Consider the following 15553-nt stretch of genomic DNA (forward strand, 5'->3'; position numbering starts at 1 on the left):
GCCGAGCCATGCCCGCACCTCTTTCCACCAACAATCCCGGCTTCGTCATCCGCCCAGCCGCAGAACGCTTCCACAGCAGCCATGACTGGCTCGACTCCTGGCACAGCTTCTCCTTTGCAGGCCACCACCATCCCGACTGGATGGGCTTCGGCCCCCTGCGGGTGATCAACGACGACCTGATCGCCGCCGGACGGGGCTTCGGGATGCATCCCCATCGCGACATGGAGATCATCACCGTGATGATCGAAGGCCAGATCAACCATCGCGACTCCATGGGCAACAGCGGCGTGATCCGCGCCGGTGAAGTGCAACGCATGAGCGCTGGCACCGGCATCGTGCACAGCGAAATCAACGAAGGCGACACGCCCTGTCGGCTCTTACAAATCTGGATCGAACCGACCAGTGCAGGCCTACAACCGGCCTATGAGCAACGGCAGATCCCTGCGAGCAACGGCTGGAGCCCAGTGCTGAACCCCGATGCGAGCGAAGGAGCCATGGCCATCGCCCGCCCTGTACGGCTCTGGCGGGGGCAGATCGAAGCCGGAACCATGCTTCCCTGGCCAAGGCAGCTCAGCGGTTCCGCCTGGCTGCAAATCATCGACGGACAACTGTTGCTGGACGCAGCCCATGCCTCAGCCCCCAATGCTCTAGGGCGTGGGGACGGCCTGGGCTTCCCTGGCGACACCCCTCCAGGAGCAGCACTCAAGGCGATCACCAAGAGCGACGCGCTTCTCTTTGAACTGCTGCACTAGGCCCCTCCACCCGGGCGACGGGGTCACGCCACATGTGGGGGCTCGAGCAAAATCTGCAGTCGCGCAGGATACAAATTCGGGTCGCGCCCATGACAATTACTTAAACCACAAGGCTTTTCGGCACTGGCGATCGAGACCAAGTCAGCCATTGGTAACTCAGCCTTAATGCGATCCCGAAGACTTTGGGAATTTGCCTGGCACGCCACATCTGGCGGCCTGAAATGGCTCTGAATCCAAGATTTCCCTCAGAGATGGGACCCGAACAAGAGCTTCAGCCCGCGGTGCGTTATCGCGGATTTCTTTTGTTGGCGCAAAGCAATCACAGCTGGCTCGTGAGGCCGGAGCGCAGTCCGATGACCCTTCTGCCATTCCGCACGCCCACCTGCTCGCTGGAGGACGTGAAGGCACTGGTGGACTGGCGCTTGTCTCAGGAAAGCAGCCTGATCGGAGCTGCTTGATCAGACCTGCTTGACTCGTCAGCTCTGACTAGGTCTGTCGAGTCAAGCAGCCTGGGGAGGAGGCGTGGGAGAGCCAAGGGGCTGGAACGGAAGCACCAACGTCGCCCAGTGCTCAGGGCGAACGGGGCGTTCCCGCCGAGCCTGACGCACACCGAAAGGCACCCTCACCACATTGGTCCCTTCCACCCGGAGAGTGTGACCTCGCTCCAGGGCAGATTCCAGACAAGCAGGAAGTTCTGGCTCCTGTGGCTTGAGCGTTGTCTTGGAATTATTTTCGCTGGCCATGTCCCCCCGACAAGGTTTGCTGTTGCCGGCCAGTGTGGAGAAAGCTCCGACACGGCGGTAGAAACCGAACAAAACTTTTTCGATTTCGGTGAAAATTTAGCCTGTCACCTGGGGATCGGCCAGCTCCTCGACCGTCGGACAGGTGCAAACCAGATTCCGATCACCGAAGGCATTGTCGATTCGGGCTACGTGGGGCCAAAACTTGTTCTCGCATTGACCAGGCATCGGATAAGCCGCCAACGTGCGGCTGTAGGGGCGATCCCAGCTGTCCGCGGTCACCGCAGCGAGGGTGTGAGGAGCTCGTTTCAGTGGATTATTCAGTGGGTCGCTCTGACCCAAAGCAATCGCATCAGCTTCCGCTCGGATCGCAATCATGGCGTCACAAAAACGATCCAATTCAGAAAGACTTTCACTTTCGGTGGGCTCAACCATCACCGTTCCCGCCACTGGCCAGCTCACCGTTGGTGCATGGAATCCGTAATCCATTAAGCGCTTGGCAATGTCATCCACCTCAAGACCAGCCGATCGCTTGAGATCCCGCAGATCAAGGATGCATTCATGGGCCACCAGACCCTGCTCCCCCCGGAACAGCACGGGGTAATGCGAGGCGAGGCGGTGGGCCAGATAGTTGGCCGACAGCAGGGCAACGGCTGAGGCCTGGCGCAGGCCCTGCGCACCCATCATCCGCAAATACATCCAGCTGATCGGCAGGATGCCCGCACTACCCCAAGGAGCAGCTGACACGGCCGAGATCGCTTGCTCGCCGCCGCAGGGCACCAGGGGGTGTCCAGGAAGGAACGGCAACAGATGGGAGGCCGCAGCGATCGGCCCGACCCCTGGCCCACCACCGCCATGGGGAATGCAGAAGGTCTTATGGAGGTTCAGGTGGCAGACATCGGCCCCATAGGCCCCTGGACGACAAAGCCCCACTTGGGCATTGAGGTTGGCCCCATCGAGATACACCTGGCCGCCGTGCTGATGGACCAGCGCGCAGATCTCCCTGATCCGCGTTTCGAAAACCCCATGGGTTGAGGGATAGGTGACCATCAGGGCCGCCAGTGAATCGCTGTGCTCCTGCGCTTTGAGACGCAGATCCTCCACATCCACGTTTCCCTGGTCATCGCAGCCCACAGGCACAACCCTCAGGCCAGCCATCACGGCACTGGCTGGGTTGGTGCCATGGGCACTGGTGGGGATCAGACAGACATCGCGATGCTGCTCCCCCCGTGAGCGGTGCCAAGCCCGGATCACCAGCAACCCCGCATATTCACCCTGAGAGCCCGCATTGGGCTGCAGGGACACCCCTGCAAAACCGGTGAGCGCCGCCAGCCAACCCTCAAGATCGTCGACAAGGCGCTGGAGGCCATGGCATTGATCCTTAGGAGCAAAGGGATGCAAGGCGGCGAAGGCTCGCCAGCTCACGGGAGAGAGTTCCGCGGCGGCATTGAGCTTCATCGTGCAGCTGCCCAGCGGAATCATGCTGTGCACCAGCGAGAGATCGCGGCTCACGAGCCGCTGGATGTAACGCAGAAGCTCGGTTTCACTGCGATTCCGATGGAACACCGGCTGGCGCAGCCAAGGTTCACATCGCAGGGGCAGCCCCGCCAGGCCGGTGTGAACGTCCAGGCTCCCTGGATCGGGAAGAGCCAAGAGCGGCTCCTGTCCAGCCGCCTTCGCCAGCAGCGCCAGCAACACAGCCAGCTCCTCAACGGTGCTGAGTTCATCCAGGCTGATGCCAAATCCCGTCGCCTGAGCCGGTGCTGCCCCATCCGGAAGCACCCGCAGATTGAAGCCTTGGTCTGCCGCGAGCGCATGCACCGCCGGGGCTTGGGGCGAGAACACATCAAGGCCATCGAAACGGGGGGCCTTCGGCAGTTCGTAGCCCAGCTCCCGCAGCCCTTGCTCCAGCATCATGCGCAGTCGCACAAGGCGCTGAGCGAGGGCTTCCAGCCCCTCAGGACCGTGATGAATGGCATAGAAGGAAGCCATCACCGCCAAGAGCACCTGAGCCGTGCAGATATTGCTGGTGGCCTTGTCACGGCGGATGTGCTGCTCGCGAGTCTGCAGCGCTAAACGCAAGGCCGGCCGGCCGTCGACATCGACGGATCGCCCCACGATGCGACCGGGTACCTGACGTTTGTAAAGGTCGCGGGTGGCGAAGAATGCAGCATGGGGACCACCGGCCGCCATCGGCACCCCAAAACGCTGAGCGCTACCGACGGCGATGTCGGCACCGAGATCACCGACCGGCGCAAGAAGCACCTGGGCCAATGGATCAATCGCGACCGTGACCAAAACGCCATGGGCATGGGCCTGAGCGATCAGATCAGAGGGATCCCAAAGCCGTCCGCAACGACCGGGGAGCTGCAGCAGAACCCCAAACACCTCAGCGTCCCAGTGGAAGGCTTCCGGCTCCAGCACCTCCACCGAGATCCCGAGGGGTTGGGCCCGGGTTTGCAGCACGGCCAGGGTCTGAGGAAGCACAGCGGCATCCACGAGAAAGCGGCGCGCCTCCGACCGCTTGCAGACCGCCATGCTGAGGGCCATCGCTTCCGCGCAGGCCGTTCCCTCATCGAGCAGTGAGGCATTGGCAATCGGCAGACCTGTGAGCTCACTGATCAGGGTCTGGAAATTGAGGAGTGCCTCCAATCGACCCTGGGCGATCTCGGCTTGGTAGGGGGTATAGGCCGTGTACCAGGCGGGATTTTCCAGCACGTGACGCTGGATCAGCGCTGGGGTGACCGTGTCGTGATAGCCGAGACCGATCAACGAACGCCGCAGTTGATTCGCGTCGGCGATCTCCCGCAACTCAGCAAGTGCTGCCGCTTCTCCCACACCAGCGGGCATCGCTGCCTGCGGTGCCGTTTCATCGAGGATGTCCGAAGGGACGACCGCCTGCACAAAGGCGTCGAGGGAGGAGTACCCCAGAGCCTGCAGCATGGCCCGCTGCTGCGCTGGATCCGGCCCCAGATGCCGCTCCACAAAGGGGGAGAGCTCCGTCTGAACCGGCTCGGAGGCGGGGCCTGCGCTGCGCTGGTCCAGGAGGGTCACGGCACGCAGGCGTTCAGGCTTGCGACTGTAGGCAAGTCCTCAGGCAGTCGCCGCTGCTGGGACTCGGTCATGCCTTGGAACGCCTTCAGCAGTTAGCTGGCCGCGACCTTGGTGGCGTAGGTGCTGGCATCCATCAGCTCGGCCAGCTGGGTGGGATCGGAAGGGCGGATCACCAGCAGCCATCCCTCTCCGTGGGGATCGTTCTGCAATTCCTCCGGGCTGGCGAGCACAGCCTCGTTGCGCTGCACCACCTCACCGCTGATTGGTGCATACATGTCTTCCACCGCCTTCACCGACTCGACAGAGCCAAAGCCATTGCCCCGATTGAGCACCACGCCCACATCGGGCAGATCCACAAACACGATGTCACCCAGCTGATCGACGGCGAAGGCACTCAGACCAACCCGCACAAGCTCCCCGTCGGCGTGGGCGTACTCGTGACTGTCGGCGTAGCGGAACTGCTGAGGGAAGTCGAAGGCCATCGGGCCGGTGGTAGGCGAAAACCTCACCCAGTGTGGGGTAGATCCACCAGTCCTGCCGTTTGCAGGGCAGCGAGCGCCCGGATCAGGGCGAGCTCGATGTGACTGCGGTGGGTGCCGCCCTGCACATAGAGGTTGTAAGGAGGGCGCAGGGGTGCATCGGCCGAGAACTCGCTGGTGCTGCCATCGATGAAAGTGCCACCGGCCATCACCAGATCACTGGCGTAACCAGGCATCGCAGCAGGAACAGGATCCAGATAGGAACCGACCGGCGAACAGGACTGAAAGGCCCTGCACACGACCTTGAGCGCTTCGGGATCGCCCAGCTGCACAGCCTGAATCAGATCGCTACGGGGTGCCTGCGCTGCCGGCTGCACCGCATACCCCAATGCTGCAAAGGTGCCAGCCACCAGATCTGCACCGATCAAGGCCTCGGCCACCATCTGCGGCGCCAGAAACAGACCCTGCAGCACCAAGCGATGCAAGTCAAAACCGGTCCCCCCCTCGCTACCGATGCCAGGGGCAGTGAGCCGACAGCAGGCCTGTTCGACCAGATCAGCGCGCCCGGCCACATATCCCCCGGTGGGCGCGATGGTGCCGCCAAGATTCTTGATCAATGAGCCAGCGATCAGATCCGCGCCGACCTCGGATGGCTCCCGCTCCTCCACCAACTCGCCGTAGCAGTTGTCAACAAAACAGATGCAATCGGGCTGACGGGCGTGAATGTGCTGGCAAACCGCTTCGATCTCAGCGATGGAAAGAGACGGTCTCCAGCTGTAGCCACAGCTGCGCTGAATCAAGATCAAGCGCGTGGGCTGCTCCAAGGCTTCGTCCAGTGCCTGGAGGTCGACCGAGCCGTCGGCCTTGAGATCCCGCTCGTCGTAACGCACACCGAACTCCGCCAGGGAGCCTTGGCCTGCACCGCGCAAGCCGATCACCTCTTCAAGGGTGTCGTAGGGCCGTCCGGTGATGGCCAGCATGCGATCACCCGGGCGAAGCACTCCAAACAGAGCTGCCGCGATGGCATGGGTGCCGCTCACGAACTGAAGACGCACCGCAGCCTTGTCTGCCCCCAACACCCTGGCGAAGACTCGATCCAGCACCTCGCGACCCTGATCTCCATGGCCGTAGCCCGTGAGCGAGGCGAAGTGCTGGGTGCCGACCCGCTCAGCAGCAAACGCAGCGAGGACCTTTTCAAGACGGCTTGCCACCCCCGCCGTCCGCGCAGCAGCGGAGGCCGACTGCTGCTCCCGCACGGCCTGAACCACGGCCCTGGCCTGCGCCTCAGCCCGGTCTCCACTGGGAGAGGCCGCGGACATGGCCGTGGAAGTGGCAGTGGAAGCGGCGAAAGACGAATCCATGAAACGGTGTCGCTCGCTGCATCATGCAGCGCTCTCCTACATTCTCTTCTCCAGCCGAACGCCTTCCAGCTCCGGGCTTACCGAAGTCAAAGGCGCACCGGTTCGTGGAGTACTCCTTGGTTACAACTGCACCGGCCCCTGTCGCCACCGACCGAGAGCTGCGCATGCGCGCTGCGGTCATGTCCCCGCGTCAGCCCCTGCCTCGCCGGCAACGACGCATCAAGTGGGGCACCACAAGCTTCATGCTCGTGATGCACGTTCTGGCCACCGTGGCCCTGCTGCCGCGGTTCTGGAGCTGGCAAGGAGTGGCAGCCCTAGCGGTTCTTTACTGGGCCACGGTTCTCGGCGTCACCCTTGGACTCCATCGCCTGGTAGCCCACCGCAGCCTGGAGGTTCCCCGCTGGCTCGAGAGGGTCCTGATGGTGATGGGCACCCTGGCCTGCCAGAGCGGACCGATCGACTGGGTCGCTCTGCACCGCCACCACCACAAGTTCTCTGACCAACCCAACGACCATCACGACGCTGGTCGTGGCCTCTGGTGGAGCCACAGCGAATGGATGCTCCATGAAATCCCCGCCCTTGAGCACAAGGAGCGCTTCGCAGGCGACCTCTTGAGCGATCGCTTCTACGTGTGGCTGGATCGCTGGTTCCTGTTACTCCAGATTCCCCTGGGACTCGGCCTGTACTGGTACGGCAACGCAGCGCAAGTGCATGGTGGCGGCCTGGGCCTGGTCCTCTGGGCCATCCCCCTACGCCTGGTGCTCGTCTACCACGTGACCTGGCTGGTGAACTCGGCCACCCATGCCTTTGGCTATCGCAATTTCGACTGCCCCGACCTTTCACGCAACTGTTGGTGGGTGGCGATCCTGTCCTTCGGAGAGGGCTGGCACAACAACCATCACGCTCACCCTGCAAGCGCACGTCATGGCTTGCGCTGGTTTGAGTTCGACATCACCTGGCAGCACATCCGGCTGCTGCGGCGCCTGGGGCTGACCCGTCGCATTCGCCAGGCGCGTTACGTGCCCTGAGTTCCGGCAGTCATCCCCTTGGCCTTCTGCCGCAATTCGGCGAGGAATCCCTCGGCTCCAGAGCGACTCGATCCGCCGAGGGCTTGATGGGTGGCATGCAAGTCCAGAAGCTCCCCATCGAGCTCCTCGGCGCTGTAGTCCCGCAGACCGGCCATCACTTCAGCGAAACGCTCCCGCCGCTGACTCTTACTGGCTGGATAAGCAGCCATCACCTGATCGCGGCACTGCCGCCAGGACTGGCCGCCACAAAGGTGTTCAGCCAATGCCGCACTGAGCGACGCCCCCTCATCGGCTTCAATCCGCCAATCAAACCCGGGCGGCAACGGCGCCAAGCCCACGAAGATCTCGAGAAGATCCCCAGCTCCCAGGGCCTCACCCCGGGCATTGCGAAGGGGTTCAGCACCAGCGGCCAGCACCTCCAAAAGCTCGGGGTGCACCTCACCAAGACGCGCTCGGATTGATTCCAAGCCGGCATGGAGAACTGCATTGGCCTGCCCTAAGGCGAGGAACACCTCAGGACCGGGAGACGCGAGCTTGCCGTTGCGCAGGTTGGAGATCTGGGAGTTATGCACACGGCCGAGATCCAGGGTTTCGGCGAGGGCGGGCAACACCTTGTGCGACCAGCCATTGCGTTCATGCCAGACGTGCACGAGATGGGCCATGGCCCAACGGCCCTCGGTGAGGCGCTCCCGGTAACCCTTGGTCACAGAATCAGCCTGGATATTGAGCTCAGCCACTTGATACGGATCCTTATCGCCTATAGTTTATCGATAGTTACCGGATCGAGCCATGGTTTCAAGCGTGATCACAGCACCATCGCCACCCAGCAGGCCGACAGACTCGCACAGGGCCCTGGAGCGGGCTCAAGCGCTGCACCAACCCCGCCAAGGCGAAACCTATGTGCCCCTGGATCACGGACGGCGCTGGGGAACCATCGGCTTCATGATCGCGATCCATGTGCTGGCTGTGGTCGCCTTGCTGCCGAGCTTCTGGAGCTGGCAGGCCGTCACCAGCCTGCTGGTTCTCTACTGGGTCACCGCCTGCCTGGGGGTGACGATCGGGTATCACCGCCTGCTCTCGCATCGATCCTTCCAGGTGCCCCACTGGCTCGAGCGCTTCTTCGCCACCTGCGGCGCGCTGAGCTGCCAGCACGGACCCATCGACTGGGTGGGTCTTCATCGGCATCACCACAAGTTCTCTGATACGGATGCAGATCACCACAACAGCCACCGCGGATTCTGGTGGAGCCACATGGGCTGGATGTTCGAACCCATTCCAGCCATGCAGGCCGTCCCGCGCCTGAGCGGCGATCTGGCCAGCGATCCCTACTACCGCTGGCTCAACAACAATTTCCTGCTGCTGCAGTTGCCCCTTGCGGGACTGCTCTTCTGGATCGGCACCGTCACTGGCGCAGGCGGCTGGGCACTCGTGCTCTGGGGCATCCCCCTACGCCTCGTGCTCGTCTATCACGTCACCTGGCTGGTGAATTCGGCCACCCACTGCTGGGGCCAGGTGGTGTACGAAAGCGGCGATGCCTCCCGCAACAACAAGTGGGTCGCAGCCCTCACCTTCGGCGAAGGCTGGCACAACAACCATCACGCTTTCCCCCATTCCGCCCGCCATGGGCTTCAGCCCGGTCAGATCGACCTCACCTGGGAGCACATTCGTCTGATGCGGGCGCTGGGACTGGCCAGCAAAGTGCGCCTACCCGTCGCATCGTAAAATTCTCGATCGCTCCATCGTCGTCGTCAGGAAGCATCCCCATGGCCAAGCGCGTACAAGTCGTTCTGAATGAGGACGTTCTCAGCCTCGGCCGGGATGGTGATCTGGTTGAGGTGGCTCCGGGCTACGCCCGCAACTTCCTGCTCCCCTTCGGCAAAGCCGTTCCCGTCACGCCTGCCGTGATGAAGCAGGTGGAGCACCGCCGGGCCAAGGAGGCCGAGCGCCAGGCCGCCCTCAAGCAAGAGGCCCTGGCCTTCCGCACCGCCCTCGACACCATTGGCCGCTTCACCGTCAAGAAGCAGACCGGTGACGACGACGTTCTCTTCGGCACCGTCACCAATGGCGATGTGGCCGAGGTGATCGAGGAAGCCACCAAGAAGGAAGTCGACCGGCGCGACATCACCGTGCCCGACATCCACCGCACCGGCTCTTACAAGGTCAGCGTCAAGCTGCACAGTGAAGTCACTGCTGAAATTAATCTGGAAGTGGTCAGCTACTGATCCCTCAACCCACGGGTTTCTTCCGTCACAACCCACTCTGGCGCCTGCCCAAGGGTGCGCCAGAGTGGGTTTTCGCTTGCAGCCAACGACTCCATGGTGACCGTCCCCTTCAGCGATCAGGGCGGCGAGGCCGCTGAGGGGGGACGCCGGGGTTTCGGTCAGGGCCGCCGCCGAGATGAGCCCAATTTCGAAGCCTTACCGGACTCGATTCCCCCTCAGAACCTGGAGGCGGAAGAGGCGGTGCTGGGCGGCATCCTGCTGGACCCCGATGCCATTGGCCGCGTCGCCGATGTGCTCCAGCCGGAAGCCTTCTACCTCAATGCCCACCGGGAGATCTTCCGCACCGCGGTGATGCTCCACAGCCAGGGCAAACCCACCGACCTCACGGCCATGACCGCCTGGCTGGCCGATACAGGTGCCTTGGAGAAAGTGGGAGGAAGCAACCGGCTTGTGGAGCTGGTGGAACGGGTGGCCTCCACCGCCTCGATCGAGCAGGTGGCCCGCCTGGTGATGGACAAATTCCTGCGCCGGCAGCTGATCCGCTCCGGCAACGAGGTGATCCAACTGGGCTTTGATCAGAGCCTGCCGATGGAGCAGGTTCTCGACAAGGCCGAGCAGACGATCTTCGCCATCAGCCAGGAGAAACCCACCAAAGGCCTCACTCCCACGGCTGAGATTCTCACCAGCACCTTCAACGAGATCGAGAGCCGCTCGCTCGGCACCTCTGTGGCGGGCATCCCGGTGAACTTCTACGACCTGGATGCGATGACCCAGGGCCTGCAACGCAGCGACCTGATCATCGTGGCGGGCCGGCCAGCCATGGGCAAAACCTCGATCGTGCTCAACCTGGCCAAGAACGTGGCTCAACTGCACAACCTGCCGGTGTGCGTGTTCTCCCTGGAGATGAGCAAAGAGCAGCTCACCTACAGGCTGCTGTCGATGGAAGTGGGCATCGAAGCCGGGCGCCTGCGCACCGGCAGGCTGCAGCAGGAGGAATGGCCCTTGCTGGGCCAGGGCATCAACACCCTTGGCCAGCTGCCGATCTTCATCGACGACAAACCCAACTCTGGAGTGCTGGAAATGCGCTCCCTCTGCCGGCGCCTGATGGCCGAACAGGGCAAGGAGCTCGGCCTGATCGTGATCGACTACCTGCAGCTGATGGAGGGCTCCACCCCAGACAACCGGGTGCAGGAGCTGTCGCGAATCACCCGGGGCCTCAAAGGCATGGCCCGAGAATTGAACGTGCCGGTGATCGCCCTCTCCCAGCTCAGCCGTGGCGTGGAATCCCGCACCAACAAGCGCCCGATGCTGAGCGACCTTCGCGAATCGGGCTCCATCGAGCAGGACGCCGACCTGGTGCTGATGATCTACCGCGACGAGTACTACAACCCGGAAACTCCTGATCGAGGCATCACCGAAGTGATCGTGACCAAGCACCGCAACGGACCCGTGGGCACGGTGAAGCTGCTGTTTGAGCCACAGTTCACGCGCTTCCGCAACCTGGCGGCCTGAGTCGTTTCCGATACTGGTGGGATGACACCCAGTCCAACCCCCACTGAAGTCTTCGACGTGATCGTCGTGGGGGGTGGCCATGCCGGCTGTGAAGCCGCCATCACCGCCGCCCGGCTGGGCCTGAACACCGCCCTGTTCAGCCTCAATCTCGATCGCATCGCCTGGCAGCCCTGCAATCCGGCCGTCGGCGGCCCCGCCAAAAGCCAGCTGGTGCATGAAGTGGATGCCCTCGGTGGAGTGATCGGCCGCCTCGCCGACGCCACCGCCATCCAGAAACGGATCCTCAATGCCAGCCGCGGCCCTGCAGTGTGGGCCCTGCGTGCCCAGACCGACAAACGCCAGTACTCACGCCAGATGCTGCAGCTGCTGCAGCACACCCCCAACCTGGCCCTGCGTGAGGCGATGGTCACAGGGCTGGAAATCGAAGGCGATCCCGCAGGTGGTGGTGAAGGGTGGGATCCCAGCCAAGGCCCAGCCGCACGGATCACAGGCGTACGCACCTATTTCGGCAGCATCTACGGCGCCAAGGCCGTCGTGCTCACCGCCGGCACCTTCCTGGGGGGGCGCATCTGGGTGGGCCATCAATCGATGGCGGCAGGCCGTGCCGGCGAGCAGGCCGCCGAAGGCCTCACCGAAGCTCTGCAACAGCTTGGATTCCATACCGACCGTCTCAAAACCGGCACCCCGGCGCGGGTCGACCGGCGCAGCATTGCCCTCGATCAACTCGAGGAGCAACCCAGCGACGCTGCGGACCGGTTCTTCTCGTTTGACCCCGCCGCATGGAGCAGCGGTGAACAGATGAGCTGCCACATCACACGCACCACGGCAGCAACCCATCAACTGATCAAGGACAACCTGCATCTCACCGCCATCTACGGCGGCGTGATCGACAGCAAGGGGCCGCGCTACTGCCCCTCAATCGAGGACAAGATCGTGCGCTTCGCCGATAAAGACAGCCACCAGATCTTCCTCGAACCGGAAGGGCGCGACACGCCCGAGATCTACGTGCAGGGCTTCTCCACCGGCCTGCCCGAACCGATCCAATTGCAACTGCTGCGCAGCCTGCCTGGCCTGGAACAAGCCGTGATGCTGCGGCCGGCCTACTCCGTGGATTACGACTACCTGCCCGCCACGCAACTGTTGCCATCGCTGGAAACCAAACGCGTGCAAGGGCTCTTCAGCGCCGGCCAGCTCAACGGCACCACCGGCTACGAGGAAGCCGCGGCCCAGGGACTGGTGGCCGGCCTCAATGCCGCCCGCCGCATCCGCGGCCAGGAGCCGGTGCATTTCCCCAGAGAAGGCAGCTACATCGGCACGATGATCGACGATCTGGTGAGCAAGGATCTGCGCGAGCCCTACCGGGTGCTCACCAGCCGCAGTGAATACCGGTTGGTGCTGCGGGGCGATAACGCCGACCGCCGGCTGACGCCACAGGGCCGTGAGCTCGGCTTGATCGATGACCGTCGCTGGCGCTTATTTGAAGACAAACTCCAGGCGATGGAGGCCGAAAAGCAGCGGCTGGAAACCGTGCGCCTCAAGGTGAGCGATCCGGTGGCCCCTGCGGTCGAAGCAGAGACCGGTGCGCCAATTAAGGGCTCCATCACCCTGGCGGATCTCCTGCGTCGCCCGGGCATGCATGCCGCCGATCTGGTACGCCACGGCCTGGCCGATGCCGACCTCCCCCTGCCGGTGCGCGAAGGCGCCGAGATCGACATCAAATACAGCGGCTATCTGCAGCGCCAACAGCAGCAGATCGATCAGGTGAAGCGCCAGGGCCAGCGCAAATTGCCTGCCACCATCGACTACACCAACATCAGCACCCTCTCCCGGGAGGCGCGCGAAAAGCTCACGGCCGTTCGCCCGTTCACCCTGGGGCAGGCCAGCCAGATCCCCGGGGTCAGCCAGGCCGACCTCACCGCTCTCTTGGTGTGGCTGGAGCTCCAGCAACGGCGTCGCCAACCCGGCGAGTCAGAGCTCGCCCCCCTGGGCCAAGCTCGATAGCGTTGCAGCAGACAACGGTCTGCGGTGCCACCACGCCTTTCCACATCCCGGGCCTACTGGAACCTGCGCGCAGAGCAGGTGATGGATCGGGTTTTTAGTGATGGCGAACAACGGCTTGAAGCCGTCACTGTGCAGGTGGAACCGGCCTCAGCGCCTGCCGCCCCCCGAGCCACTGCAGCTGCACCAGAGCGTCAGCCTCGAACCCTCCGCTGGATGCTGGCGTTGATTGGCATGCCAGCCCTGATCAGCATGGCCATGAGCATCTGGCTGGCGCGCAACTGGCAGGCCTCCCAACGGGCCCTCAGCCGCGAGCGTGACCTCCAGCTGATCGAACGGGTGCGCCGCCTGCCCCCTCCAGAACCTGCCAAAACCACAGACAACTCAGCCGCAACAGCCCCGTCAGCCCCCCAAACCAGCGACAGCGAGATCCGCCTCCCCGCGAGTCTTGAACCGGTGATGGTGCCCTTGCCTGCCATCCCCCTAATCGATGGGGCATCAGCGAACAGCGCCGGATCAGAAGCGCCGGTGAATGCTCCAACCCCTCAAGCGCCTGCTGGGTCTGACCCCCTACTGGTGGGAGTCGTTCATGCCGGTGGAGGCAAGGGCTCGGCGATCTTCCGCCTCGATCAGCTCTCCCTCTCCGCCAGCCCGGGGGAGATGATCGGCAACAGCGGATGGCGGCTTCACTCGGTTGAAGCGCAAGGAGCGGTCATCGAGCGCCAGGGGCAGCAGCGCCAGCTCTCGGTGGGAGGCGCCTTCTGAACGACGTTCCCTCAGCCCTCTTCCCTTCACCCGAGCCTCTCTGGCAAGCCGCAAGCGCCTCGGTGATCGGTGCCGAAAGCCCTTGGTCACTGCCAGGCCCCTGGAGGCTGATGCTGCTGGGGGATGGCAGCCCCACCCGACACCTGCGGCTGCTCACTGGCCATCCCGTGGCCGTGCGCCTGATCGCCATGGAAGCCGACAGCACCATGGAAGGAGCACCTCGAGAGGTGCGGGAACTGGACCATCCGCTCCTGCGCCGGCAGGTCTGGTTGGAGTGCGGCGGAATCACGCTGGCTTGGGCAGAAAGCTGGTGGAACCAAACGGAAGCGGAACAGCATCTGCAAGACAGGAATCTGCCGATCTGGCTGAGCCTGACCCAGGGCCGTTCGGAACTATTCCGGGAGGTGGATGGCCTGGCGCTTGTTCAGAGCCATTGGCTTGAGGAAGGCTTCCAGGCCACTGGTCCGTTTTGGAGTCGTCACTACCGCTTCTTCCGTCAGGGGCGGGAGTTGACCGTGATCCGGGAGGTGTTCAGCCCCCGATTGGAGGACTGGCTGGGCCCAGCTCCTCGACAAGCGCTTCACCTCCCGTCATGAAGGAATCACTCGGATTGTCCCGTTTTCCCCTTGACAACTTGCCATTCAATGTGCTGTCCCCATGATGGCTGCACTGGAACTCCACTCCAATGGCAAACCACTCCTGGCTGAGCCTTACTGAGCTGGGGCAGCTGTTCGGCATCTCAACCCGCCACTGTGAACGTGCCCTCGATCAGGCCGGCTGGCTGGACCGCCATGGCAGGCCGACCCCAGCGGCGCTCGACGCCGGTGCGGCCTCCGTTCAAGGATCGCAATGCCACCCGCGCGGCAGTCGCTGGAATGCAGACATCTGCCGCACCCTGCTCGAAACCCGGGGCTACAGGCCCATCAGCCGCGACGACCAGGTCAAGCAATGGGTGGCCCTGCTGGAGGCGATGAGCGAAGGCTCCCCATCCATCGCCGCCACGGCTGACCAGATGGCAGAGGATCTTCCCTCCGATCTGGTGGAGGACGTCAACGCTGGCCTGAGTCGCCTGGGCTGCCGGTTTCAGGCCAGCCGCAAAGCTTCCGCCTGCTGACGGGCCTTCTCCAACTGCTCCCGCAGGCGTTCCTCATCCGCATGGCTGAGGCTGGTCTGAATCAGACGGGCATGGGGGGCATGGCGGCGTAACTTCTCGATCACGCGATCCGCGGTCACCTCGCGCACAAGCAGGGCCAGAGCCGCCGTTCCCTTGGGAAGGGTCTCCCCAAGATCGCGCAGGAACTGGTCATTGATCCCCATGTCACTGAGGGCACCGGAAGCCGCACCGGCACTGGCACCGACCGCCAAACCGAGCAAGGGATTGGCGAACAACAGCCCCACAAGCACCCCCCAGAAACTGCCGCCGAGAGCACCCGCTGCCGTGAGGTTGATCGCCTGACGCAGGTGCACATGCCCGTCCTGCCCATGCTCAAGCACCACGGCATCCTCCAGGGCAATCAGGTGCTCCTGCTGAAAACCCACCAGTTCCTGACGGACCTCCTCGGCCTCCTCCAGCTTGGGGAAGCCCACCACCACGAGATTGCTCATCAGTCCACAGTCGGATAATTCGAGGCTAGGAACGGTT

General features: G+C 63.5%; 16 protein-coding genes. 10 read left to right on the plus strand and 6 right to left on the minus strand.

All coding sequences use genetic code 11. The features are described from left to right. The first annotated feature begins 8 nt into the window (after window positions 1-8). A complete protein-coding gene (locus CWE17_RS03675; RefSeq protein WP_131455012.1) occupies window positions 9-752 on the plus strand; it encodes a pirin-like bicupin family protein in 744 nt (247 codons plus the stop codon). A gap of 251 nt (window positions 753-1003) precedes the next feature. Then, window positions 1004-1210: a hypothetical protein gene (locus CWE17_RS03680; protein ID WP_131455013.1), complete on the plus strand. Its 207-nt coding sequence runs from the start codon at window positions 1004-1006 to the stop codon at window positions 1208-1210. Window positions 1211-1252: 42 nt separating this feature from the next. Here CWE17_RS03680 and CWE17_RS03685 read toward each other — a convergent pair whose 3' ends face one another. The 4 genes from CWE17_RS03685 to CWE17_RS03700 form a co-directional block, all read right to left on the minus strand. Beyond that, complete coding sequence (locus CWE17_RS03685) at window positions 1253-1495, minus strand: hypothetical protein (RefSeq protein ID WP_131455014.1); 243 nt, start codon at window positions 1493-1495, stop codon at window positions 1253-1255. A 96-nt stretch (window positions 1496-1591) separates the two neighbouring features. After that, a complete protein-coding gene (gene gcvP / locus CWE17_RS03690; RefSeq protein WP_131455015.1) occupies window positions 1592-4546 on the minus strand; it encodes an aminomethyl-transferring glycine dehydrogenase in 2955 nt (984 codons plus the stop codon). Between the two features lie 92 nt (window positions 4547-4638). Next, complete coding sequence (gene gcvH / locus CWE17_RS03695; protein WP_131455016.1) at window positions 4639-5028, minus strand: glycine cleavage system protein GcvH; 390 nt, start codon at window positions 5026-5028, stop codon at window positions 4639-4641. 23 nt (window positions 5029-5051) lie between these two features. Then, entirely contained in the window at window positions 5052-6344 is a 1293-nt protein-coding gene (locus CWE17_RS03700) for an aminotransferase class I/II-fold pyridoxal phosphate-dependent enzyme (protein WP_131455217.1), read from the minus strand. A 206-nt stretch (window positions 6345-6550) separates the two neighbouring features. Between CWE17_RS03700 and CWE17_RS03705 the strand changes: the two genes are divergently transcribed. After that, on the plus strand, window positions 6551-7414 hold the full coding sequence (locus CWE17_RS03705; protein WP_370318268.1) for an acyl-CoA desaturase: 864 nt from the start codon (window positions 6551-6553) through the stop codon (window positions 7412-7414). On the opposite strand, the gene CWE17_RS03710 is transcribed toward CWE17_RS03705, so the two are convergent. After that, window positions 7402-8076, minus strand: coding sequence for a hypothetical protein (locus CWE17_RS03710; protein ID WP_370318269.1), 675 nt, complete (start codon window positions 8074-8076; stop codon window positions 7402-7404). The two genes, CWE17_RS03705 and CWE17_RS03710, sit on opposite strands and share 13 nt — an antisense overlap. A gap of 127 nt (window positions 8077-8203) precedes the next feature. On the opposite strand from CWE17_RS03710, the gene CWE17_RS03715 reads away from it, so the two are divergent. The 7 genes from CWE17_RS03715 to CWE17_RS03745 all read left to right on the plus strand — a co-directional run bounded on the left by CWE17_RS03715 (window position 8204) and on the right by CWE17_RS03745 (window position 15025). After that, window positions 8204-9136 carry a fatty acid desaturase gene (locus tag CWE17_RS03715; protein WP_131455018.1) on the plus strand — a complete coding sequence of 311 codons (933 nt, stop codon included), beginning with the start codon at window positions 8204-8206 and terminating at the stop codon, window positions 9134-9136. A gap of 41 nt (window positions 9137-9177) precedes the next feature. After that, window positions 9178-9636 (plus strand): 50S ribosomal protein L9, encoded by a 459-nt coding sequence (gene rplI, locus CWE17_RS03720; RefSeq protein WP_131455019.1) that lies wholly within the window; start codon window positions 9178-9180, stop codon window positions 9634-9636. Window positions 9637-9729: 93 nt separating this feature from the next. After that, entirely contained in the window at window positions 9730-11148 is a 1419-nt protein-coding gene (gene dnaB / locus CWE17_RS03725) for a replicative DNA helicase (protein ID WP_131455020.1), read from the plus strand. Between the two features lie 21 nt (window positions 11149-11169). After that, entirely contained in the window at window positions 11170-13149 is a 1980-nt protein-coding gene (gene mnmG / locus CWE17_RS03730; protein ID WP_131455021.1) for a tRNA uridine-5-carboxymethylaminomethyl(34) synthesis enzyme MnmG, read from the plus strand. Window positions 13150-13173: 24 nt separating this feature from the next. Beyond that, a complete protein-coding gene (locus tag CWE17_RS03735; protein ID WP_131455022.1) occupies window positions 13174-13911 on the plus strand; it encodes a hypothetical protein in 738 nt (245 codons plus the stop codon). Further along, the gene (locus CWE17_RS03740; RefSeq protein ID WP_206338353.1) at window positions 13908-14507 is read left to right on the plus strand and encodes a chorismate lyase; all 600 of its coding nucleotides are present in this window, start codon (window positions 13908-13910) and stop codon (window positions 14505-14507) included. The genes CWE17_RS03735 and CWE17_RS03740 overlap by 4 nt, the downstream gene beginning before the upstream one ends. An 89-nt stretch (window positions 14508-14596) precedes the next feature. Next, entirely contained in the window at window positions 14597-15025 is a 429-nt protein-coding gene (locus CWE17_RS03745; RefSeq protein ID WP_131455024.1) for a hypothetical protein, read from the plus strand. On the opposite strand, the gene CWE17_RS03750 is transcribed toward CWE17_RS03745, so the two are convergent. Beyond that, window positions 14995-15516 (minus strand): DUF1269 domain-containing protein, encoded by a 522-nt coding sequence (locus CWE17_RS03750; RefSeq protein WP_131455025.1) that lies wholly within the window; start codon window positions 15514-15516, stop codon window positions 14995-14997. The genes CWE17_RS03745 and CWE17_RS03750 overlap by 31 nt on opposite strands. Window positions 15517-15553: the final 37 nt, after the last annotated feature.

The organism is Synechococcus sp. BS56D (assembly GCF_004332405.1).
GTDB lineage: Bacteria > Cyanobacteriota > Cyanobacteriia > PCC-6307 > Cyanobiaceae > Synechococcus_C.